This window comes from Chitinimonas prasina (assembly GCF_030160395.1).
Lineage (GTDB): Bacteria > Pseudomonadota > Gammaproteobacteria > Burkholderiales > Chitinimonadaceae > Chitinimonas > Chitinimonas prasina.
This window is the reverse complement of the sequence record NZ_BSOG01000006.1, coordinates 1-23,636: the sequence shown is the minus strand read 5'-3', so window position 1 is coordinate 23,636 and position 23,636 is coordinate 1. Positions and strand designations below refer to the sequence as shown.

General features: G+C 60.4%; 17 protein-coding genes and 1 rRNA gene. 12 read left to right on the top strand and 6 right to left on the bottom strand.

From position 1 onward, the window contains the following. Nucleotides 1-438: 438 nt before the first annotated feature. The 7 genes from QQK16_RS18330 to fusA all read left to right on the top strand — a co-directional run bounded on the left by QQK16_RS18330 (nucleotide 439) and on the right by fusA (nucleotide 13,043). Nucleotides 439-2,484 carry a hypothetical protein gene (locus QQK16_RS18330; protein ID WP_284197937.1) on the top strand — a complete coding sequence of 682 codons (2,046 nt, stop codon included), beginning with the start codon at nucleotides 439-441 and terminating at the stop codon, nucleotides 2,482-2,484. A gap of 100 nt (nucleotides 2,485-2,584) precedes the next feature. Continuing rightward, nucleotides 2,585-4,054 (top strand): glycoside hydrolase family 64 protein, encoded by a 1,470-nt coding sequence (locus QQK16_RS18325; RefSeq protein WP_284197936.1) that lies wholly within the window; start codon nucleotides 2,585-2,587, stop codon nucleotides 4,052-4,054. A gap of 203 nt (nucleotides 4,055-4,257) precedes the next feature. Continuing rightward, nucleotides 4,258-5,028: a M48 family metallopeptidase gene (locus QQK16_RS18320; RefSeq protein WP_284197935.1), complete on the top strand. Its 771-nt coding sequence runs from the start codon at nucleotides 4,258-4,260 to the stop codon at nucleotides 5,026-5,028. A 122-nt stretch (nucleotides 5,029-5,150) separates the two neighbouring features. Then, nucleotides 5,151-6,932 (top strand): ABC transporter ATP-binding protein, encoded by a 1,782-nt coding sequence (locus QQK16_RS18315; protein WP_284197934.1) that lies wholly within the window; start codon nucleotides 5,151-5,153, stop codon nucleotides 6,930-6,932. A gap of 164 nt (nucleotides 6,933-7,096) precedes the next feature. Then, on the top strand, nucleotides 7,097-9,484 hold the full coding sequence (locus QQK16_RS18310; RefSeq protein WP_284197933.1) for a CehA/McbA family metallohydrolase: 2,388 nt from the start codon (nucleotides 7,097-7,099) through the stop codon (nucleotides 9,482-9,484). Nucleotides 9,485-9,630: 146 nt separating this feature from the next. After that, nucleotides 9,631-10,413, top strand: coding sequence for a hypothetical protein (locus QQK16_RS18305; protein WP_284197932.1), 783 nt, complete (start codon nucleotides 9,631-9,633; stop codon nucleotides 10,411-10,413). A gap of 593 nt (nucleotides 10,414-11,006) precedes the next feature. Then, nucleotides 11,007-13,043: an elongation factor G gene (fusA, locus tag QQK16_RS18300; RefSeq protein WP_284197931.1), complete on the top strand. Its 2,037-nt coding sequence runs from the start codon at nucleotides 11,007-11,009 to the stop codon at nucleotides 13,041-13,043. A gap of 79 nt (nucleotides 13,044-13,122) precedes the next feature. Here the strand turns inward: fusA and QQK16_RS18295 are convergent, their stop codons facing one another. The 3 genes from QQK16_RS18295 to QQK16_RS18285 form a co-directional block, all read right to left on the bottom strand. After that, nucleotides 13,123-13,854 (bottom strand): substrate-binding periplasmic protein, encoded by a 732-nt coding sequence (locus QQK16_RS18295; RefSeq protein ID WP_284197930.1) that lies wholly within the window; start codon nucleotides 13,852-13,854, stop codon nucleotides 13,123-13,125. A 109-nt stretch (nucleotides 13,855-13,963) separates the two neighbouring features. Continuing rightward, the gene (locus tag QQK16_RS18290; RefSeq protein ID WP_284197929.1) at nucleotides 13,964-15,118 is read right to left on the bottom strand and encodes an aminotransferase-like domain-containing protein; all 1,155 of its coding nucleotides are present in this window, start codon (nucleotides 15,116-15,118) and stop codon (nucleotides 13,964-13,966) included. Between the two features lie 155 nt (nucleotides 15,119-15,273). Beyond that, nucleotides 15,274-16,776: a WS/DGAT/MGAT family O-acyltransferase gene (locus QQK16_RS18285; protein WP_284197928.1), complete on the bottom strand. Its 1,503-nt coding sequence runs from the start codon at nucleotides 16,774-16,776 to the stop codon at nucleotides 15,274-15,276. Between the two features lie 180 nt (nucleotides 16,777-16,956). Here QQK16_RS18285 and QQK16_RS18280 point away from each other — a divergent pair, with 180 nt between their 5' ends. Further along, nucleotides 16,957-18,951: an SDR family oxidoreductase gene (locus QQK16_RS18280; RefSeq protein ID WP_284197927.1), complete on the top strand. Its 1,995-nt coding sequence runs from the start codon at nucleotides 16,957-16,959 to the stop codon at nucleotides 18,949-18,951. 115 nt (nucleotides 18,952-19,066) lie between these two features. On the opposite strand, the gene QQK16_RS18275 is transcribed toward QQK16_RS18280, so the two are convergent. Beyond that, nucleotides 19,067-19,339 (bottom strand): polyhydroxyalkanoic acid system family protein, encoded by a 273-nt coding sequence (locus QQK16_RS18275; protein ID WP_284197926.1) that lies wholly within the window; start codon nucleotides 19,337-19,339, stop codon nucleotides 19,067-19,069. 544 nt (nucleotides 19,340-19,883) lie between these two features. Between QQK16_RS18275 and QQK16_RS18270 the strand changes: the two genes are divergently transcribed. The 3 genes from QQK16_RS18270 (at nucleotide 19,884) to QQK16_RS18260 (ending at nucleotide 22,238) form a co-directional block, all read left to right on the top strand. Next, nucleotides 19,884-20,885 (top strand): acyl-CoA desaturase, encoded by a 1,002-nt coding sequence (locus QQK16_RS18270; RefSeq protein ID WP_284197925.1) that lies wholly within the window; start codon nucleotides 19,884-19,886, stop codon nucleotides 20,883-20,885. A 172-nt stretch (nucleotides 20,886-21,057) separates the two neighbouring features. Continuing rightward, the gene (locus QQK16_RS18265; protein WP_284197924.1) at nucleotides 21,058-21,480 is read left to right on the top strand and encodes a DUF488 domain-containing protein; all 423 of its coding nucleotides are present in this window, start codon (nucleotides 21,058-21,060) and stop codon (nucleotides 21,478-21,480) included. A 56-nt stretch (nucleotides 21,481-21,536) separates the two neighbouring features. Beyond that, entirely contained in the window at nucleotides 21,537-22,238 is a 702-nt protein-coding gene (locus QQK16_RS18260) for an aspartate/glutamate racemase family protein (protein ID WP_308447081.1), read from the top strand. 22 nt (nucleotides 22,239-22,260) lie between these two features. Here QQK16_RS18260 and QQK16_RS18255 read toward each other — a convergent pair whose 3' ends face one another. Beyond that, on the bottom strand, nucleotides 22,261-22,710 hold the full coding sequence (locus QQK16_RS18255; RefSeq protein WP_284197922.1) for an Lrp/AsnC family transcriptional regulator: 450 nt from the start codon (nucleotides 22,708-22,710) through the stop codon (nucleotides 22,261-22,263). A gap of 127 nt (nucleotides 22,711-22,837) precedes the next feature. Here QQK16_RS18255 and QQK16_RS18250 point away from each other — a divergent pair, with 127 nt between their 5' ends. Further along, nucleotides 22,838-23,452: a LysE family translocator gene (locus tag QQK16_RS18250; RefSeq protein ID WP_284197921.1), complete on the top strand. Its 615-nt coding sequence runs from the start codon at nucleotides 22,838-22,840 to the stop codon at nucleotides 23,450-23,452. Nucleotides 23,453-23,544: 92 nt separating this feature from the next. Here the strand turns inward: QQK16_RS18250 and rrf are convergent. Next, a 5S ribosomal RNA gene (rrf, locus tag QQK16_RS21580) occupies nucleotides 23,545-23,636 on the bottom strand; the annotation flags it as partial.

Genomic DNA, 23,636 nt, shown 5'->3' with positions numbered 1-23,636 from the left:
ACAAGGTCTTGCATAGACCCTTTTGATATCGGATAGCGGCAGTCAGTCTCGAAACGCGTCACCTCTTGCTGAGGTGGCGCGTTTTTTATTACCCCCTGGGCGCCTACCCACCCTGCCCCGTCCCGTCTACCGGCAGGTCCACCACCTTACCAAGGTTGGATGTGACGTCGATTTCATCGCCGCTGCGCCGTAGTGTGTCTGCGTGCAACAGGGCGATGAACCGTGCGCAGCGCCCCTAATCTACGGGCTTGCGCCGTTTGTAGGCGATCACTTACTTACTACAAACTTACTTATTACTTACCAATTTCTTACCGATGCTTGCATTTAGCTTACAGCACTCCTATGCTGACGCCACTGGTCTGTAAGTGGACACATAAACGACGGACATCGCTGTCCAGGGCCAGTCAAACCAATAGACAATGTGACAAAGGAGACAACATGCATAGCTTACAAGGACTTCTTGCGCTCAGCGCAAATGTCATTGTCATTACCATGGCCGCAAACCCGGCTATCGCAGCCGATTACACCCAAGGCATCGCCGAATCCGGCAGCACGGCCACCATCTGGTTCAAGTCCAGCGTCAATACCACTTGGGTGGATGTGCACTATCGCATCAATGCAGGACCACAACAGAACGTACGCCTCAACTATGTGGGCGCCAACAGCCGCTATGAACTGCCGCTCAGCAATATCAGCACCGGCAGCCAGCTCAGCTATTGGTTTACCTACAACAACGGCATGCCCGCATACGATACCCCCAGCGCCACCCACACCTTCGCAGGTGGTGACGATGGCGATGGCGACACCGGCACAGCCATAGACCTCGGCCCCAACGTCAAGGTTTTCGACCCCACCATGCCCGCCACCGCCATCCAGTCTGCCGTGGATGCTGCCTTCAATGCGCAGCTGCGCAGCCCTACTGCGCAGTTCGGTTCGCAACGCCATGTCTTCCTGTTCAAGCCGGGCCGCTACAACGTCTGGGTGAACACCGGCTTCTACACCGCCTTGGCAGGCCTGGGCCGCAACCCTGGCGATGTCACCCTGGCCGGCGCAGTGAATGCCGACAGCGGCTGGAACCATGGTGACGAGAACAATGCCACCCAGAACTTCTGGCGCTCGGTCGAAAACCTGTCCATCGCCCCTAATGGCGGCACCAACCGCTGGGCGGTGTCGCAAGCCGCGCCCATGCGCCGTGTCCATATCCGCGGTAACCTGGTCATGAGCCCCTCCAATAGCGGCTGGTCCAGCGGTGGCTATATCGCCGACAGCAAGATCGATGGTGTGGTGGCGACCGGCTCGCAGCAGCAGTGGTACACCCGCGACAGCAATGTGGGCAACTGGTATGACGGTGTGTGGAACACCGTGTTCTCGGGTGTCACCGGCGCCCCTGCCCAATCCTTCCCCTCGCCACCCTATACCACGCTCGCCACCACGCCCATCTCCCGCGACAAGCCCTACCTCTACCTTGATGCCGCAGGCCATTACAGCGTGTTTGTCCCCACCCACAGGATCAATGCGGTGGGTGCCAGTTGGTCAGGCGGCAGCACACCTGGCTACTCCCTACCGCTCAGCCGGTTTCATATCGCTCGCCCAGGCGACAGCGCAGCCGCCATCAATGCCGCGCTCGCCAGCGGCAAGCACCTGTTCTTTACGCCGGGCGTGTATCCGCTCAACGACACATTGCGCGTCACGCGGGCCAATACCATCGTACTGGGCATAGGCTTCCCCACGCTGATACCCCAAGGTGGCGTCAATGCCATGAGCGTGGCCGATGTGGATGGTGTGCGCCTGGCCGGCCTGGTGTTCGATGCAGGCACGGTCAACAGCGCTGCCCTGCTCACCGTCGGCACGCAAGGCGCCCAGGCCAGTCATGCGGCCAATCCCATCAGCGTGCAGGATGTGTTCTTCCGCATAGGCGGGGCACTGCCAGGCAAGGCCACCACCAGTCTTATCGTCAACGCCAACGATACCCTGCTTGATCATATCTGGGCCTGGCGTGCAGATCACGGCAGCAGCCCAACCGGCTGGGACATCAACACCGGCGATACCGGCCTGATTGTGAATGGCCACAATGTGCTAGCCACAGGCCTCTTCGTCGAGCACTACAAGAAGTACGAGGTGATCTGGAATGGCGAGAACGGCAGGACCATCTTCTTCCAGAACGAAATGCCCTACGATGTCCCAAGCCAAGCCGCCTGGACCAGTGGCCGGGGCAACGGCTGGGCAGCCTACAAGGTGGCCGATGGCGTGAAGAAGCACGAGGGCTGGGGTATGGGCAGCTATTGCTTCTTCAATATCGGCGGGCAGAACACGCATATCAACGCGGCCCGGGGCTTCGAGGTGCCGGTCACGCCCGGCGTACGCCTGCACAATGTGTTCACCGTCTCGCTGGGCGGCAATGGCACGATCTCGCGGGTGGTCAATGACAGCGGTGCGGTCACCAGCAGTTCCACCACCCCCAGCAATGTCCTGAACTACCCCTGATACACATTGGCTGCGTACATCGGTGCGCGCCCCCACACGCGGCGATCCCCCACGGGGGCTCGCCGCGTCTCCCACTGATTTCGATTGATAAGGAACCGCCATGTTCATGTCGTTCAAACCGCACGCGCTATGTCTCGCCCTCTCCTTGCTCGCCGCCTCGCCTTGCCTGCTGGCCGAGGATTTCTCCAACGGTGTCAGCCACACCAGCGGCAGCAACGCCACTCTCTGGTTTGATTCCAATGTGAACACCAGTTGGGTCGATGCCCACTACCGAATCAACGGTGGTGGCCAACTCAATGTCCGCATGCACTACAACCCTGCCAGCGGCCGCTATGAGACACCCATCCCGGCAGGCATAGGCAGCGTGGTGACCAGTTGGTTCACCTATAACAATGGCCAGCCTGCCTATGACAGCCAGCCCGTCACAATCACGCTGGGCAGCCCGACGCCGCCCGGCTCCGCAATAGATTTCCCCGCCCAGGGCACCACCTTCAACCTGGTCAATGGCACCAAGGGCGCCTATGCCGACAACGCCGTGTACTGGACCATGGTAGGTATGGACCCCACCAAGCAGGATGCCTACGTGCATGTGGACTGCGCCGGCAACCTGGTGCCCATGCAACCGGGCGATAACCAAGCCAGCGGCACTGGCTACGCCAATTACTCCATCCCCCTGTCGCAGTGCAAGCGCGTCACAGTACGGCAGATCAAGTCGGCACGGCTCTATCTCAGCGTGGGCAGCCCGTTATTCCTGCGTGCCAACGGCAACCCGGTCAACGGCTACGCCGGGCCGAACATCGACAATCCGTCCGACCCCAATATTCCGGTCATCTTCGACTTTGTCGAAATGCACCTCGACAACCAGGCCTTCTTCGGCAACACCACCCGGGTAGACATGTTCGGCTTCCCCGTCCGCATGCGGCTGCAATCCAAGAGCGGCTTTGACCAGACGGTGGGTGAGACCGAATCACGCGCTGCGCTGTTCAATGCCTACAGAGCGCAAACTTCAACGCCGTTCCAGCAACTGGCGCGCTCGCCCTACCGCATCGTCGCGCCCACCCACGGTGGCTTTCAGGCCGGCGGCCCGTATTCCCAGCACCTCGATGGTTATATCAACGCCATCTGGTCCCAGTACAGCTGGCAGAACCTGACGATAGACACCGCCCTCGGCACCTTCACCGGCCGTGTCGTAGGCAACCAGTTCCGCTTCAGCGACGCCCAAGGCACCTACTACGTCAACGGCAAGCCAAGCACCGCCCAGACACTGGCCTGCAATGGCGTGTTTGCCGATGCCACCCACGCCGCACCGGGCGTGGCTACTGCCAAGCAGCTGCAAATCCAGGCCCAGTTGTGCGCAGCGCTGAACCGCACCGTGGCGCACGATGCCAAGCTGTGGTCCAGGGCGGACAGCTTCTACCAGCAACAGGCCACCAACGAGTACTCCCGTTTCTGGCACGCCCACAGCATCAACGGGCTGTCCTACGGCTTCTCCTACGACGATGTGCGCGAGTTCAGCTCTTCGCTGACTGCCGCCAATCCCAGCATCGCCACCATTACCGTAGGCTGGTAAGCCATGCCGCCGCCGGCTCCACAGCGAGCCGGTGGCGCTACTCCTGGCCGCTTGTGCAGGTAGAGTCCAACCCATCCCGCCCCACCAAAGGCAGCCGTCCAATCACGCCATTGTCATTTATTCCATTGCCATCGCTGTGGTAGCCGCTACACTGCCGCGCTGGTCGCCCAGGCGATCCTTTTATATATGCAAGGGAGTAGGAAATGAAAAAGCACCTGATTGCCACCCTGTTTGCCGCCACCATGCTGGGCACCGCAGCCCAGGCCGGCGGCCTGGACAGCCTGCTGGGCGACAAGAACAAGATGGGCGCCGTCTCTGATTTGGTCAGCGCCGCCACCATCAGCGACAGCGACCTGAAGAATGTAACGCAGCAATACGTAGCCAGCTCCGACAAAAAGGAAAAGGTCGCTCCCGCCAAGGACAAGTACGCCAAGCGCCTGGCCAAGCTGGTGGCCAAGCACCAGAACGAAGACGGCATGAAGCTGAACTTCAAGGTCTACCTCTCGCCCAACGTCAATGCCTTCGCCACCGCCGACGGTAGCGTGCGCGTCTATTCCGGCCTGATGGACCTGATGACCGACGACGAGCTGCGCGCCGTGATCGGCCACGAAATCGGCCACGTCAAGCTGACCCATAGCCTCAACGCCATGCGTACCGCCTACCTGGCCTCCGCCGGCCGCAACCTGGCTGCCTCGCAGGGCGGTGGCATCAAGCAGATGGCCGAGTCCGATCTAGGCGCGCTGTCCGAAGCCTTGCTGAACAACAGCTTCTCGCGCAGCCAAGAGACCGATGCCGATGACTACGGCTTCGCCTTCATGCAAAAGCACAAGTACCCGCCCGCCGCCATGGAAAGCGCCTTCCGCAAGCTGGCCGGCGACGGCGGCAAGCAGACCGGCCTTGATGCCATGCTGTCCACCCATCCCGATCCGGAAAAGCGCGCCAATCGCGTGAAGGACAAGATGGCCGGCAAGTAAGCCACCATGATGTAGCACTACAGGGGCGCAGATTGCGCCCCTGTTGCATGGCAGCGCCACTGCACCTGTCGACACGAGCAAAACTGCGCTATCGTTCGCGCCTCTCTACCGTGCGCCTGGCCATGCATCCCCTCAAAAAGCTCCTGGGCTATGCCCGCAACTACCGCAGCGACTTCCGTCTCGCCGCGCTGTACTCGGTCATCAACAAATTCTTCGACGTCCTGCCCGAGGTACTGATCGGCGTAGCGGTCGACATCGTGGTCAATGGCGAGAAGAGTTTTCTGGCCAAGCAGGTACTGGGCAGCTTTGGCATCACCGATACCTGGCACCAGCTGCTGCTGCTGGGGGTGGTCAATGTCCTGATCTGGGGCGGCGAATCGTTCTTCGAATACCTCTACTCCATCAAATGGCGCAAGCTGGCCCAGGATCTGCAGCATGACTTGCGGCTGGACGCCTACCAGCATGTACAGAAGCTGGAGATGGCCTATTTTGAGAACCAGCGCACCGGCAACCTGATGTCCATCCTGAACGAGGACATCAATCAGATGGAGCGCTTCCTCAATGGCGGCGCCAACCAGATCATCCAGGTGGTGTGCTCGTCCATCATGGTCAGTGCCGTGTTCTTTGCCCTGCAGCCTACCCTGGCCATCATCTCGCTGCTGCCGATACCCGCCATCCTGCTGGGGGCATTCTGGTTCCAGAAACGGTTGGCGCCGCGCTATGCCGAAGTCAGGGTGGCCGCAGGCGACGTCAGCGCCCGACTCAACAACAATCTGCTGGGCCTGGCCACCATCAAGGCCTTCGCCAGCGAGAGCTTCGAGGCCAAGCATATCGAGGAGGCCAGCAATGGCTATCGCGAGGCCAACAGCCGCGCCATCGCCGTCAGCTCGGCCATCACCCCCGTCATACGCATGGCCATCCTGGCAGGCTTTACCGCCACCCTGGTCTACGGCGGCTGGCTCACCCTGCAAGGCGATCTGGCAGTGGGTGCCTATTCTGTCCTGGTGTTTCTGACCCAGCGTCTGCTGTGGCCCCTGACCGGTCTCGCCGAAGTGGCCGACATGTACCAGCGCTCCATGGCGGCCATAGACCGCGCCATGAACCTGCTCAACACCCCCATCAATATCCCCTACGAGGGACGCCACTTCCCCGCAAACGGGGTAAAAGGTGAACTGCTGTTCGAGAACGTGGGTTTTGCCTATGGCGAGACCCCTACCCTGCAAGCTATCAATCTCAGCATCCCGGCCGGCCGCACCATCGCCTTCGTGGGCAGCACCGGATCAGGCAAGTCCACCCTGGTCAAGCTGCTACTGCGCTTTTACGATGCCCAGTCAGGCCGCATCCTGCTGGATGGTCAGGCCATCTCCGAACTGAACCTGCAAGACTTGCGCCGCTGCATGGGCTATGTGGCGCAGGACAGTTTTCTGACCGATGGCACCATCGCCGACAACATTGCCTATGGCGTGCCTGATGCCAGCGAAGCCGCCATTGCCGCCGCCGCCCAGGCGGCCGAGGCCACCGAGTTCATTGCCAAGCTGCCACTGGGTTTTGCCACCCGGGTAGGCGAACGCGGCCAGAAGCTGTCTGGTGGCCAGCGCCAGCGCCTGGCGCTGGCTCGCGCCATACTCAAGAACCCGCCCATCCTGATACTGGACGAAGCGACCAGCGCGGTAGACAACGAAACCGAGGCCGCCATCCAGCGCAGCCTGGACATCGTCAGCCGCGACCGGACCACCATCGTCATCGCCCATCGCCTCTCCACCGTGCGCCAGGCCGATTGCATACACCTGCTGGAGGGCGGTCGCATCGTCGAAAGCGGCACGCATGAGCAGTTGCTGGCTCACAACGGTGGCTATGCGGCGCTCTGGCGCCTGCAGACGGGCGAGCGTATCGGCCAAAGCTAAGTGGCGACAACACCCCACTGGCCGAATACCAAACCCGGTGGGGTGATGTGCGCAACACTGGCCAACTGTTTGATTAATTAAATATTCTCTTAATCACCGGCCCGGTAGAATCCCGCCCGCGCAACCGGCATCCGTTTCGGTTGTGTTGTCTATAAGGGAATACCGTGAGAGAGAAACACACTACGTACTGCGTTGCACTGGCACTGAGCCTCGCCGTCAGCAGCGCCTTGGCCGCCCCTGGCAGCCGCAACCCCGATCATTTCGAGTTCGACGCCACCCTGTCGGCACCCTATGCCGGCCGCGATATCAACGGCGCACGTACCTTTGCCCTGCAATTTGATTACCCCGGCGCCCATTACCTGCAGACCGTGGCCTGGCGCCTGGAGCTGCTGGACCCCAAGGGCAAGCTGGTCGAGCGCTGGGACGGTGAGTCGTCCTATCTGGGCCGGCCATTGACGGTGGAAGTCCCCTGGGCCGGCCGCAGCGGCAAGCATGCTGGCCTGCCTGACGGCACCTACAGCGTGCAACTGCATGCCACCGTGGCCGATCCCGTCCTCGCCCGCAGCATTGCCGGCAACACCAGTGCACGGGTAAGCCGCCTGCTGCAGACCGCCGACGATCACGACCGCAAGCTGCAGCGCTGGGATATCCGCGTCGGCAATCCGGCCAAGCCGGCCATGCCCCGCTTTGCCGGCCTGCCCACCGTGCAGCGCAAGGGCGGCATGCGCATACAGGCGGCCCCCGCTACCGGCTCGCTGCCCTATACCGTCTACTACGGCAACCTGCACAGCCAGACCAATGACTCGGATGGCGGCGGCGCCATCGGCAGTTGCACTTCTTCGCAGCCCGCCCAGACCGGCCAGTACGGCCCGGCCGATGCCTTCAGCTACGCTCGCAATGCCGGCCTCGACTTCCTGATGACCTCGGAGCACAACCATTACTTCGATGGTTCCTCCAGCACCAATAGCGCAGCCAATCCCACCACCGCCCGCAACCGCTACCAGGCCGGCCTGGCTGCGGCCAGCAGCCACAACACCGCCAACCCTGACTTCCTGGCCCTTTACGGCATGGAGTGGGGTGTCATCAACAACGGTGGCCACCTCAATATCCTGAATGCCCATGAGCTGCTGGCCTGGGAGTACAACAGCAGCAACCAGTTGATCGGTGACCGCTTTGTTGCCAAGAACGACTACGCCAACCTCTACGCCACGATGAAGCAACAAGGCTGGATAGGTCAGTTCAACCACCCCGAGCGTAGCGGCCAGTTCCTGATCAATGGCACCGCGCTGGGCTATGACGCCAATGGCGACGAAGTCATGGTGGCGACCGAGATCATGAATACCTCGGCCTTCTCCTCCAACACCACCGAAACCGAGACCGGCCGCAGCAACTACGAAAGCGCCTACAACATGCTGCTGGAGCGGGGCTACCATGTCGCGCCCACCACCAACCAGGACAATCACTGCGCCAACTGGGGCACCAGCTACACCAACCGCACCGGCGTATTGATCCCCCAAGGTGCCGCCTTGAACCTGGCCAGCTTTGTCGAAGCCATGCGCGCACGCCGGGTGTTTGCCAGCATGGACAAGCAGTCGCAGCTGATCTTCACCGCCAATGGTCAAATCATGGGTGCCCGCATCAGCAATAGCGGCCCGCTGACGCTGACAGCCAACTTTGCCAACAGTGCCGGCCGTAGCGTGACCCAGGTGCAGATATTCGAGGGTGTGCCGCGGCGCAATGGCACCGTCACCCTGTTGTCCACCGACGCAGTCACCACGGTGACGCCAGCCGTTGGCGAGCACTTCTACTATGCCAAGCTGACTCAGGACGACGGCAAGGTATTGTGGTCTGCCCCAATCTGGGTCAACCAGACTTCGGGTGGCGGCGGCACCGATACCACGCCCCCTACTGTGACAGCCAGCGTCACCGGCAGCAGCGGCAACATCAGCCTGGCCGCCAATGCCAGCGACAATATTGGCGTCAGCAATGTGGAGTTCCTGGTCGATGGCAGCAGCAAGGGTAGCGACAACAGCACGCCTTACAGCCTGGTACTGGACAGCACCACCCTGGCCAACGGCAGCCACACCTTGGTGGCCCGCGCCCATGACGCCGCAGGCAACAGTGCCAGCAGCAACCCGGTCAGCTTCAACGTCAGCAACACCACCGGCGGTGGCAGCCTGGCCGAGACCGAGTCCAACGGCAGCCTCAGCAGTGCCAACGTGGCAGCACGCACGGTCAGCAGCATCAATGGCACCATGGGCACGGTCAGCGACAAGGACTACTACAAGCTGACGCTGAACCCCGGCGAAACCCTGCGGGTGAACATGAGCGGCCCCACCGACAAGGACTATGATCTCTACCTGGTCAATGGCAGCGACAGCACGCTCAAATCATCGCTCGGCAATACCTGCACCGAGAGCCTCAGCTACACCAATGGCAATGCCAGCCAGACCGTCTACCTCAAGGTCATCAGCTACAAGGGCAGCAGCAGCAGCCAACGCTATACCCTGACGCTGAGCTACACCGGCGGCACTGCCAGCATCAAGCGTTAACCCGCTCCGGGTAAGGTGGTACACCCACCGCCACACAGCAGGGGCAAAGGCGCCACAACGCCCTTGCCCCTGCCTTGTTTCGATTGCCGACCCGAGCAAGCGCCTGTCTATAATGGCCCCAGATGCCAACAACAGCGGAGACAACCATGAGCAAGTGGACAGCCTTTCCCCATGACGCAGCCGCCTTCGACTACGACGGCGACAAGCTGTGGAAACAGTGGGAACGCCTGCACGCCGGCGATCAGGAGCCCTGGCCAGAAGATGAAGCCAGCCAGGAAGCCTGGCGCGCCTACCATCGTGGCGATTTTCAAAATGCCGTGGCCCTGGGCCTGAAATCCGAAACCGGCTCGGGCATGAATGCCGCCAACAAGGCACAGAGCATCTACGCCACCTATCTGGTGGAAGACGAGGACGAGAAGAAAGAGCTGTTCGAGGAAGTCGCCGACCGCGCCGAAGTGGCCGCCAAGGAGAATCCCAACAACATCAATGCCCACTACCAGCACGCCTATGCACTGGGCCGTTACAGCCAGGCCATTTCCATCGCCAAGGCACTGACTCAGGGCATCGCCAGCAAATGCAAGGCCAGCCTCGATAAAACCCTGTCGCTGGCCCCGGAGCACGCCGAAGCACATATCGCGCTGGGTGCCTACCATGCCGAGATCATCGGCAAAGTCGGCAGCATGGTGGGCTCCCTCACCTACGGCGTCTCCAAGGATGCATCCGAAGCCCACTACGAAAAGGCGCTGGAGTTGATTCCCCATTCCGCCATTGCGCGCATCGAATACGCCAACGGCCTGCTGACCCTCTATGGCAACAAGAAGGTCAAGGACGCCACCAAGCTGTATGAAGAAGCCGCCGAATGCCAGCCCTTGGATGCCATGGAGAAGCTGGACGTGGAGTTCGCCAAGTCCGAGCTGACTGACGATTGATGCGCCTGCTTCCCTGCTTTGCAGGCAGGGAAGCGGCGTGCCATGCCTGCCGCCCATCCCGGCCTATTGCGTGCAACCCAACCATAGTGTTAGTCTCTAAAAAGAGATTACGGATACTCCTGCAATGACCCAACACCAACTCGATCACTGCCAATGCAACGCTGCCCTCGTGGCCGCTGGCGCCCGTGCGCCCTTTGCAGATCGCGCATTGCTGGCAATGCCGTACTAGCCTTTTGAGCACTGCTCGGGAGGCTGATCGCCTACCCGGGTAGCAGTAACACCCCGACCCCGGTAGGCCTCAAGCCACCGGGGTTTGTTTTTTCTTTCACAGCAGGAGTGCGCCATGCGTACCTACGACAAGTTGATCGCCGTAATTTGGTCCAGCCAAGGGAGCAGAGGCTTGCGCTCGCCCTTTGGCACGAACCTGGTGACCACGGTACGCCCTGCGCACTGTGTCGCCGCCCCGCAAGATACGGCCTAGCCCTATCCTCGGCATCCATGCCGGACGGGGCTGTACAGCACCTATCCGGTTGGCAGAACCACCCCGGAATTGGTGCAAACCCTCCGGGGTTGTTTATTGGAAGACACAGATCATGGAAGACAGAAAACTACGCAATATCGGCATCATCGCTCACGTCGACGCCGGCAAGACCACCACCTCCGAACGCATCCTGTTCTACACGGGCGAGAACTACAAAATGGGCGAAGTCCACAAGGGCGCCGCCACCATGGACTACGACCCGCAGGAAAAGGCACGTGGCATCACTATCAATAGCGCCGCCACCACGGTCTTCTGGCAAGGCACGCAGATCAACCTGATCGACACGCCTGGCCATATCGACTTCAATATCGAGGTCAACCGCTCATTGCGCGTGCTGGACGGCGCAGTGGTGGTATTCGACGGCGTCGCCGGTGTGGAGCCGCAGACTGAGACAAACTGGCGCCTGGCCGACAAATACCATGTGCCTCGTCTGGCCTTCATCAACAAGCTGGATCGTACCGGCGCCGACTTCCTGCGCGTGGTTGGCATGATGCAGCAGCGCCTGGGCATCCCCCCCCTGGTACTGCAGCTCCCCATAGGCAGCGAAGGCGAATTCCGTGGCCTCATTGATTTGGTTGAGATGCGCGCCTTGCTGTGGTCGGCAGACCATCTGCCCGTGCCCTATGAGGTGGCAGCGATACCGGCTGCACAACTGGAACTGGCCCAGCACTATCGCAAGCTGTTGGTTGAATCCACCGTGGAGTTGGATGAAGACTTGCTGGCGGCCTACCTTGACGGTGCCGACCCCAGTGCCGATGCGCTACGCCAAGCCATACGGCGTGGCACCATCGTCGGCACCTTTGTGCCGGTGCTGCTGGGCTCGGCCTATCGCAACAAGGGGGTGGAGCCGCTGCTGGACGCCGTCAACGCTTACCTGCCGGCACCCGGCGAAGTCCTGGTGGCCAGTGAGCACGATATCGCGGTGGATCCTAACGGCCCCCTCGCGGCACTCGCCTTCAAGGTGCAGCACGATGATCACGGCATGCTGACCTTCACCCGGCTGTACCGTGGCCGCCTGGCAGTGGGCGACATGGTGCTCAATGCCACCAATGGCAAGCGTGAGCGGATCGCACGGCTGTACGAGATGCATGCCAACCGTAAGGTGGAACGTGACTTCGCCATCGCTGGCGATATCGTCGCCATTGCCGGGCTCAAGGCCACGGTAACCGGCGATACGCTGACCGCGCTGGCGCATCCACTGGTGCTGGAACGCATCGATACACCGGAGCCGGTGATCGATGTGGCGGTGGAACCCAGGACGCAGGCCGACCAACAGAACCTGCTCAAGGGTCTGCAGGCCCTGCTGTCCGAGGACCCCAGCCTGCATCTCAAGCAGGATCACGAAACCGGCCAGACCGTGCTGTCAGGCATGGGCGAGCTGCAACTCGAGGTCACACTGGAGAAGCTGCGTAGCCGCTTCAAGGTGGAGGTCAACGTCGGGCAGCCGCAGGTGGCTTACCGCGAAACCATCACCCAGGCTGCCACGGTGCGCCATATGCACAAGAAGCAGACTGGCGGCCCCGGCCAATATGCCGAGGTGGAACTGTTGGTAGAGCCGCTACCCCACGGCAGCGGCCTGATATTTGGCCACCAGCTGACCGGTGGTGCTATCCCGCGCGAGTTCATCCCCGGCGTGGAGGCCGGTGTACGCAACACGGTCAAACAGGGCGTGGTCGCAGGCTACCCGGTGGTCGACCTCAAGGTCACCCTGGTGGATGGCAGCTACCACGAGCGCGACTCTTCGCCCTTGGCGTTTGAACTGGCGGCCGGCGCGGCCTTGCGCGAAGCACTGCGCAAAGCCGCCCCGGTGCTGCAGGAACCCCTGATGGCCGTGGAAGTGGTAACACCGCTGGACCATGTGGGCGATGCCATTGGCGATCTGAACCGTCGTCGTGGACAGGTTCGCGAGCAGACCATGCGTGGCAATGCCGTAGCCATTGCTGCCCATGTGCCGCTACGTGAAATGTTCGGCTACATAGGCCAGCTACGCGCACTGACAGCCGGCCGTGCCAGCTTCACCATGCAGTTCGACCACTATGCCGCTGTGCCTGCCCATGTGGCCAGCGCTGTCACCGGCCAACCCGGCTGACACACTCAAAGGCGGACACCTCGGTGTCCGCCTTTTTATTGGCCGCAGCAGGCTGCAGCCCTACGCCTCGGATACCCGCCTACTTCGGCAGCTCGTATCCATACGACTTCACAATCCTATCGAAGCTCCCATCCTTCTTCATCGCCTCCAGCGCCGCCTTCCAGGTCTCGGCTTCCGCTTTGTCAAACTTGAGTGAGGCCCCCAGGTAGATACTGACCCTGCTGGCCACCGCGCCTCGCTTGAGCTGCTTGGCATCCAGGCCCGCCGCACGCTGGCCCTGCAGCGCTGAATTCCAGGCGGCCAGCCAGGCGTCGATCCGGCCATTAGCCAGCTTCTGGGCATTCATGTCCTCCTTCACCACATCTTCAATCTTGGTAAAGCCCTTGGCTTTGGCTATGCCCGCACCCACCGAATCACGCATTACTCCCACGGTGAGCGCTGGATTGAAGCTACTGACATCCACCTTGCTGGTTGCGTGGCCTATCAGCACGAATTCCTCATCCACCAGACCAGTCACCCACTGGTAGCTGGCTTCGCGCGCGGCATTGCGGCCCAACGGTATCAGCAGCACATTGGCTTCGGTTTTGCCTGTCTCCAGCATTCTGGTAAAAGGCTGCACATCGATCTTGCCAGAATGCCCCACCCGCTTGGCCATCTCGCGCACCAGGTCGGCTGCAACACCCTTGACCGCGCCTTTTTCCATGTAGACAAAGGGCGGTACTTCACCCGCCACGATACGCGCCTCACCCCAGGCCGGCAGCAGTGCAAGGCCAAGAGCAAAGGCAAACAGCTGGGAGAGAGACAGGCGCATGGAGGACTCCAGATACGGTGTTGGATTTGCTCTGGGTTATAGCCGCTACAAACATGAAAAAGCCACCCCGAGGGGTGGCTACACGCTGAGCGGATCAATCCCCGGCAGATCAGGCTGCGGACAGATGCGCCCGTATCACCTCGGCCAGGGTCTTCACCCCTTCTTCGATCTTGTCCGGCGACGCGTGGCTGAAGTTCAAGCGCAACTCGTTGGACACACGGTCGGTAGCATAGAAGGGCTTGCCTGGCATAAAGGCGACCTTACGGTCCAGGGCCGGTTGCAGCAAGCCATAGCTGTCGATGTCAGCCTTGAGCTTCAGCCAGAAAAACAGGCCACCGGGCGGCACGGTCCAGTCAGCCAGGTCATGGAAATGCTTGTCCAGGGCAGCAGCCATGATGTCGCGCTTCTGGTGATAGAAGTCACGCAGGCGGGCAATGTGTGCCGGATACTCGGCCGAGGTCAACAGCTTGTGCATGGCCCACTGGCCCTGCCGGTTGGTATGCAGGTCGGCAGCTTGCTTCAGCTTGTAGAAATGCGGCATCAGACTGGGGTGGCAGGCCAGATAGGCCACGCGCAGACCCGGGATGGCCGTCTTGGAGAAGGTGCCGAAATGCACCCAAGGTGCCGATTTCAGACGGGAACAGATCGGTGCGCGGTCGCACTGGTCATACACCAGCTCGCGGTAGGGCTCGTCTTCCAGCAACACCACATTGTGCTCATCGAACAGATCGGCCACCCGCTGCCGGGTAGCCTCGTCATAGCAGACGCCCGACGGATTCTGAAAGGTGGGGATCAGGTAGGCAAAGCGGGGCTTCTCGCTCTTAAGCTTGCGTTCCAGCTCGTCCAGATCAGGTCCATTGGGTGTCAGGCCCACTTCCACAAAACGGGCGCCGAACAGGCTGAAGCACTGCACGGCAGCCAGGAAAGTCGGCGCCTCTACCAGCACCGGTGTGTCGTGATCCACAAACAGCTTGGCCGCCAGATCCAGGCCCTGCTGCGAGCCGGTCAGTATCAGCACATTGTCGGCCGTCACCGGTACGCCGTTCTTGCTCATCTCGGCGGCAACCGCCTCGCGCAGCCACTTCTCGCCTTCGCTGGGGCCGTACTGGCTCAGGCCATCAGGCAAGCCATTGAAATCGAGCTTGGGCATGGCTTCGGGGGCAGGCAGGCCACCGGCAAACGAGATCATGTCAGGCTGGTTGGCCACAGCCAGAATCTCGCGTACCAGCGAGCCCTGCAGACGGGAAAGGCGTTCGGAAAACATGGGCATTCCGTTGTATTGAAGGGGAAACTACGCACCCTGAACGAAAAAACGCACCGCCACAAGTGACGGTGCGCATTCGTATGATCCCAACCGTACCGGCCCGTCCAGGCTACTGCACGCCGGTACGATCTATCGCTAGGCTTGCAACAGCCGCATCAGGCGTGCTTGCCAGCCTCGCTCTGCATCCGCAGCACCGCCAGATGCAACTCAGCCAGCTCGGGATCAGGCGGGCAATCCACCACGCTCAGCAGCGTTGCCAGTACCAGCTTCTCAAACTCCTCACCAAACCGCTCAATGATCCGGGCGGGCTCGGCCACCAGCTTCTTGTCTGTCATCACGCCGAAATTGACCCTGTCGTTGTACGAAAGGATGGACACCCCCATGCCTATCTCACCCGACTGCGGCACCCAGAACTGCAGGTCGCTCACCTTGTTACCCGCCATGTAGATCGGATCGCGCGGGCCGGGTACATTGGTCATGACGGCGGTGGATTTGGTGCTGAAATACTCGATGGCCGGCTGCTCGACGATATTGGGCAAGGAGCCCACCACACTGAGCAGACCCAGGGTAATGATGGCATCGTAGCCACCCTTGATCTCTTCCATGCGGCGCTTGACCTCATACACCCGCTCTATCGGGTTGGCCACGCCTATGGGTAGCGGCAGGAAGACCAGGCCAAAATAATTGCCCAGCTTATCCAGCTTGCTCTCAGGCCGCAGGTTGACCGGCACCGAGGCGCGGATGTCGAGGCCATCCACGTTCTGCCCCTTCTCCACCAGATAGGCCCGCAAGGCTCCCGCCACGCACGACAGCAGCACATCATTGATGGAACAGCCCAGCGCCTTGCCCACATGCTTGACCTCGGGCAGCGGCAACGATTCGGACCAGGCGATGCGCTTGGCGGTAGAGAGCTTGCCCTTGAACTTGGTGCGCGGGTCGGCCGGCATGGCCGCCAACTTGGCCAGTCCCTGGCTGATGGCCAGCCCCGTCTGGGTGTACTCGGCTATCTTGCCCGGATTCATCATCAGGCCGTAGCTGGTCCCCAGCACCTTGCCATAGCTCTTCAGCACCCCGGCGTACATCTTGGCCACCGGCTTGTAGAGTCGCATGAAAGGATCGTCCGGTTCCCGTTCGCCAGCCTGGAACTTGAGCTTCTTCGGCGCTGGCGCACTATCGCCGTCAGCTTCCTTGTCGGTCAGCGACAACAGCACCTGTATCAAGGCGATACCATCGCCGATGCAATGATGTATGCGCGCTACGAGTGCGCTGCCCCCTTGGTAGTTCTCTACCAAGTGGAACTGCCAAAGCGGCTTGCCGAAATCGAGCGGGGTGGAAATATGTTCGTTGACGAAGGCCTCCAGCTCAGGCTTTCCCGCATCCCCCGGCAACGCCACCCGATGCAAGTGGTTGTCGATATCGAAATCCGGGTCGCTTTCCCATGCGGCGTTGGTACCCGTGCGCACCACCCGCTGCTTGAAGCGCTGGTACTTCAGCAGGCGGCTTTCCAATACGCCGCGCAGCCGGGCAATGTCCATATGGCCCTCAAAGAACATGATGCCGGTAATCACCATCAGGTTGGTTGGCCTATCCATGCGCAACCAAGCCGTGTCAACGGCCGACATTGATTCCTTGCCCGAGCCAAAGAGATTCAACAGCATATTTCCCACCCTGTGTCTGAATTGTGGTTGTTGTTTACGAGTCGGACGACCGCTCGCTTGACGTTGCTCTCGGAGGATTATAGAACACAGCTAGTCGCCGCCGACCACTACACGGTGCGGCTTACGGGCACGTCAATCGCCCAGACTGCATACGCATACGAATAACGAGGAGCAAGCCCCATGACTTATTTCGTGACCGGTGCTACCGGTTTTATCGGCAATAACCTCGTCCAGACTCTGCTGAAGAAACGCAAGGGCAAGATCTACGCGCTGGTACGCAAGGAATCGCTGGAAAAGTTCGACAAGATCAAGGAACGCTGGGGCAAGGACGCTGATCGCGTCATCCCGGTGGTCGGCGAGCTGGGCAAGACCCAGCTAGGTGTCTCCAAGAAAGACATCGCCGAGCTGAAGGGCAAGATCAAGCACTTCTTCCATCTGGCCGCCCTGTACGACCTCAAGGCCACCGCCGAGGAACAGCTCGAAGCCAACGTCAACGGCACTCGCCACGCAGTGGAGTTCGCCGAGGCCATCGAAGCCGGCATCTTCCATCACACCAGCTCCATCGCGGCCGCAGGCCTATATGAGGGCGTGTTCTCGGAAGACATGTTCGAAGAGGCAGGCAAGCTCAACCACCCCTACTTCCGCACCAAGCACGACTCCGAAGCCATCGTCCGGCGCGAGTGCAAGCGCCCCTGGCGTGTCTACCGGCCCGGCATCGTGGTCGGTAGCTCCAAGACCGGCGAGATAGACAAGATCGACGGCCCCTACTACTTCTTCAAGGTCTTGCAGAAAATGCGCAAGATCCTGCCGCCCTGGATGCCTGCCATAGGCATAGATGGTGGCCGCATCAACCTGGTACCGGTGGATTACGTGGTCGAAGCGATGGACCACATCGCCCACCTCAACGGCCACAACGGCGGCTGCTTCCATCTCACCGACCCCGATGCCAAGCGCGTGGGCGAAGTGCTGGCCATCTTTGCCGAAGCCGCCCACGCCCCCAAGCTGACCGTGCGGCTCAACCCCGCCATATTCGGCTTTGTGCCGTCGATGATACGCCAGGCTATCAGCTCGCTAACTCCCGTGCGCCGCGTGCGTGACGCAGTTATGCGTGATCTGGGCCTGCCGCCCGACATCATGAACTTCGTGTCCTACCCGACGCGCTTTGACAGCCGCCAGACCCAGAAGCTGCTGGCCGGCACCGATATCAAGATCCCGGCACTGGAAGACTATGCCTGGAAGCTGTGGGACTACTGGGAACGCCATCTGGATCCGGATCTGTTCATCGATCGCTCACTGTCCGGCGTATCGCGTGGCAAGAACGTGCTGATCACCGGCGGCTCCTCCGGCATCGGCCAGGCCAGCGCCATGAAGCTGGCAGCAGCTGGCGCACACGTCATCATCGTGGCGCGCGACATGGAGAAGCTGGAGGCCACCAAGAAGGAAATCGAAGCCTGCGGCGGTAAATGCTCGGTGTATTCCTGCGACCTGTCCAGCCTCGATGCCATTGACGAGCTAGCCAGGAAAGTACTGGACGAGCACGGCCACGTGGATGTGCTGATCAACAATGCCGGCCGCTCCATCCGCCGCGCCGTTGAAAACAGCTACGATCGCTTCCACGACTTCGAGCGGACCATGCAGCTCAACTACTTCGGTAGCCTGCGCCTTACCCTGGCCCTGCTGCCTAGCATGAGCACCCGCAAGAGCGGCCATGTGGTCAATATCTCTTCCATCGGGGTGCTGACCAACTCACCACGCTTCTCAGCCTATGTGGCCTCCAAGGCAGCCCTGGACGCCTTTACCCGCTGTGCCGCCAGCGAGTTCTCCGATCGTGGTGTCTACTTCACCACCATCAATATGCCGCTGGTGCGCACCCCCATGATCGCCCCCACCGACATCTACAAGAACATGCCCTTCATCATCAGCCCGGATGAAGCGGCCGACATGGTGGCACAGGCCGTCATCTACAAGCCCGTACGAGTGGCGTCGGGCCTCGGTATCTTTGGCCAGATGATCCATGCCCTGGCACCACGCGTGGCACAGATCATCATGAACACCGCCTATCGCATGTTCCCCGACTCCTCGGCCGCCCAGGGCAGCAAAGAAGGTGGTCGCGCTCAGGAACTGAGTGCAGACCAACTAGCGTTCATGCAGATCATGAAGGGTATACACCTGTAAACCTACAAAGCCATGGCAGCACAATGAAAAAGGCAGGTGGTTCCCCACCTGCCTCTTTTTTATTGCCGACCCTGGCTGCGTGACCGCGCCTTTACGGACGCCATGCAGCCGCAAGCTAGCCGAAATGCTGCCCCAGAAAACCCTTCACTTCCGACTCTATCCTGGGCTTCAATGCCATCAGCAGGAAACCCAGCTTGGCGTCTACCACCACCTCATCTGCCGCCACAGTCAACTGACCAGAAACACCAGGACGCTGGAAGTGCAAGACCTCCCCCTCCCAACGGTAGTCCATGCCGAACTCCTGCTTCATCTGCTCGGCAACTTCACCAGCCAACTTAAGTGCCTCGTCGTGCGGCTTGCTGTGGGGGTACTGTATATGTATCGACATGTGCTTGCTCCACCGTACTGTTTATCAGTGCGCAACCGCCACCACCGGCAAGCTGCTTTCGAATGCTGTGTAGCTTAGCGCCAAATCCGCCGCCTGCCAGCCCTTCCTGGTCATTCTTCGGAAAATTCTTTGTCCCTCCCCACACCGGTGCGGTGATGCCACGTTGATCCGAAGCCGTCATTGGTGAGCGAACCGTATTTCCTCGAAGCGACATGCCAGGCTCGAACCACATCAATTAGCTAATTAGTTAAATACGAACAAATGAACTATGATTGCGCCACCGCTGCCCTGACTAGAGCCGGCCAACCTACCCTGCACAGCGGATGCTGGCTTGGCACGGACAGCCTGCCCTACACAGGTCTGGCTAGATCGCACAACCGTACCAGCAGCGTTTAGAGCGGCTACCAAAACCCAGCGTAGCGGTTCTGGCTAGGCGTGCGAGAGATGGCGCGCGCAGTAGAAAGTACGTGGGTACGGCAAGCTCGCACAACAACGCCAGAAGGTTTTTGATAGCGGCGCTTAGTTCGCGGAAAATAGGATAAGCATGTCCCAGTCAACCTCAGCCCGCACTGCCTCAGTCACCGCCTTGCAGGTCACATTGGGGACTATCCGTTATGCCCCCATGAAGTCACTCTGGTTCAGCGGCATGCTGGCAACCACAGTAGTGGGTGGTATCGCTACCTTCAGCTGGTCGGGCTTGCTGCTCTTCATTATCTGCACCACTACCGTCCTGCTGCTGGGCCACTCGCTGGGCAGCCACCGAAAACTCATCCATCACAGTTATCAATGCCCCCGCTGGCTTGAATACAGCCTGGTCTATCTGGGTGTGCAAGTAGGTCTAGCAGGGCCACTGGGGCTGCTAGCCCAGCATGACTTACGTGATCTGGCGCAACGCCAGCATACTTGCCACGACTACCTGCGCCATGGTGGCGGCTTCTGGCGCGATGCCTGGTGGCAACTGCATTGTGAATTGGTCCTGGATCATCCACCGGTCACCGCCCTCCCCTGTGACATTGCGCAAGACCGGTTCTACCTATGGCTGGAGCGTACCTGGATGTGGCAACAACTCCCCCTCGCGGCTTTGTTCTACGCCTTCGGAGGATGGCCCTTTGTTATCTGGGGAGTGTGCGCTCGTATCACCGCCTGTGTATTTGGCCACTGGCTGATAGGCTACTTCGCCCACAACCACGGCCCCATGCACCATCAAGTACAGCATGCCGCAGTGCAAGGCAGAAACCTGCCTTATGTCGCGCTGCTGGCCATGGGCGAAAACTGGCACAACAACCACCATGCCTTTCCCGGCTCCGCAAGACTAGGCCTGCATGCCGGTGAATGGGACCCAGGCTGGTGGGTACTGACCTTGCTGCAGCGACTCGGCTTGGCATGGGATATCAAGCTACCCAAGGATCTGCCAATACGCCCCGAAGTGATCGCCTGCAGCTCGCCCGGAGCTTGCTCCACTCCCCCCAAAGCGGCCCTGAGTACAAATCGGCGTGATGGCAGCCCTGTTGCCCACCAATTCGGGAACAGCTCGCACTACCCATAAACGCCTGATAGGTACTGAAAATGTTGATAAGCTGAAACCCGCTCGGGCTGGTAATCCGCCGCGGCAGGGACGTGGAGCCTAATCCCGGCTGAGCCCGCGGGTCCAGGCGCCACTGGCGCCAGCCCAGTCAGCGATAACCGATCAATGACTAGAGTTCAAGATTGGCTCTCTTATGACCATACACATCATCCGGCTTGGCAGCCCACGCCTACCCAACGAAGGACTGCGTATCGGCACCGTACGTCGCCCGCCGCGCGGCGTGCCCAAGACCGAGTTTGCCAGCCGCAACTATTACGATACCTGGCTGCCCAACCTTGCTCCCAGTAGCGAGCTGATGGCCTTAGGCAAGACCGCCCTCAGCGACGCGGACTGGGCAGGATTCAAACGCCGTTTCCGCAGCGAGATGAATGAAGCCGATGCAGCCAGGGTGCTGGATCTGCTGGCGGCACTTTCGCACCAGAGTGAGCTGGCCATAGGCTGTTATTGCGAAGATGAGGCCCGTTGCCATCGCTCGGTGCTGAGAGAGCTCCTTGCCGAGCGGGGTGCACGCTTGGCAGAGCTGGCAACAGATTCACCACCCCATACCCACACTTAATACCCATACGCCGCCAGAAAGCCGCTATGAACCCTGTCAGCAAATCAACTCCATCCCTGCTCACCATAGGTCTGATCGGCGGCATGAGCTGGGAGTCCACGGTGCCTTACTATCAGCACATCAATCAGGCCGTGCGGCAACAACTAGGTGGCTTGCACTCAGCACGAATCGTGCTCTACAGCGTGGACTTCCATGGCATAGCCCAATTGCAGCGCGATAATGCATGGGACGACGCAGGCAGGCAATTAGCCAGCGTTGCACAAAAGCTGGAGGCAGCAGGCGCAGATCTACTGGTGCTGTGTACCAACACCATGCATAAGGTGGCCGATATGATCACGGCAGCCACCAGCATACCGTTGCTGCACATAGCCGACCCCACCGCAGCCGCCATACGGCAAGCAAACATGCAAACAGTCGGGTTGCTCGGCACCCGCTTCACCATGGAACAAACGTTCTACCGCGACCGCATGCAACAACAAGGCATAGCCGTACTGGTACCGGACGGCCCCGACCGCGACATCGTCCATCGCGTCATCTATGAGGAACTGTGCCAGGGTATTGCCAACGACTCATCTCGGCGTGAGTACCAGCGCATCATCAAGCAGCTTAAGGATCAAGGCGCACAAGCCGTGATCCTCGGTTGTACCGAGATCAGCTTGTTGATCGGGCCTGAACACGCAGCCGTACCCTTGTTTGATACCACTCGCTTGCATGCCTACGCAGCGGCCAGCATGGCAATGTCCACCAACGTGGGCTGAAGCGGCCTAGCGCCACTCAGCTTCATTCACCGCCAGGCGGAGCCAAAGGCCGCAAAGCGATCGGCGCAGACATCACGATAGAGGTACGCGTCTCGCCAAAGTGATTGATGCTACCCACGAACTGCTCCAGATGACGGATATTGCGTGTCACCACCCGCAAAATAAACGAATCCTGTCCGGTGACATGCAAGCACTCCAGCACCTCCGGCATTTTCTGCAGCTGGGCAATCAATCTAGCCTTATCGGGCTGCGCCGTGGTCATGCCTACCAGGGCCATCACGTCGTAGCCTACCGCCTCGGCCGACACCAGCGCACGATAACCCCGCACTACTCCAGTCTCTTCCAGGCGTTTCAAACGTTCCGATGCTGCCGGCACAGATAGCGCCACCTTGGCCGCCAGCTCCGTCAGCGAGATACGTCCATCAGCCTGTATGGCCTGCAGTATTTTCCAGGACTTGCCATCGATCTCCATAAAATCCCCATGCAATCTCCAAATATTCAAAAGAATTTTAGGCGAAAACCCAAAACATACTTAAGGACACTATTCAAGCATGGGTCACAGGCTTGGACAATCTATCCATACAACCTGGAGCCCACTCATGGATACCCCCCTCTTCCTGAAAGCTTGTCTGATCGGCCTCTCCATTGCCGCCCCGGTAGGCCCCATAGGCCTGCTATGCATACAACGCACGCTGCAGCATGGCGCCCGTACAGGCTTTGCCAGCGGCATGGGTGCCGCTGCGGCAGATGCCTGCTATGGCGCTATCGGTGCACTGGGCATCACCAGTCTGACCCGGGCGTTCACCGCATTGACCTTGCCACTGACGCTAGTCGGTGGTGCCATGTTGATCTGGATGGGCATAGGCATGCTGCGCAGCAAACCACCCGCTGCTGCTGCAGAGGTCAAACAAGGCAGCCACGCCAGCGCATTCGCCTCGGTCTTTGCCCTGACGCTGACCAACCCCATGACCATACTGTCGTTCGTCGCCGTCTTCGCTGTGCTAGGTCAAGGCCAAACAAGCAGCATCAGCCAGACGGTGCTCATGGTCGGCGGCATCTTCACCGGCTCAGCCTTCTGGTGGCTAGGCCTGGCATGTGGGGTAGCCGCAGGTCGGCACCACCTTAAACCGCCCTACCTGCGCTATCTAGGCCAAACCGCCGGGCTCTTGCTGATCGGCTTTGCCTGCTGGCAATTGATTGGCCTAGTGGCCTGATGTATCCGAAGGTTCTGCATATTGCCAATCGCAAACCCAAACCCGCAAAGCAAAAGCCCCAGACTCTGGTGAGTCTGGGGCTTTTAAGGGGAGCCTGGCGGTGACCTACTTTCACACGGGTAGTCCGCACTATCATCGGCGCTGCCTCGTTTCACGGTCCTGTTCGAGATGGGAAGGCGTGGGT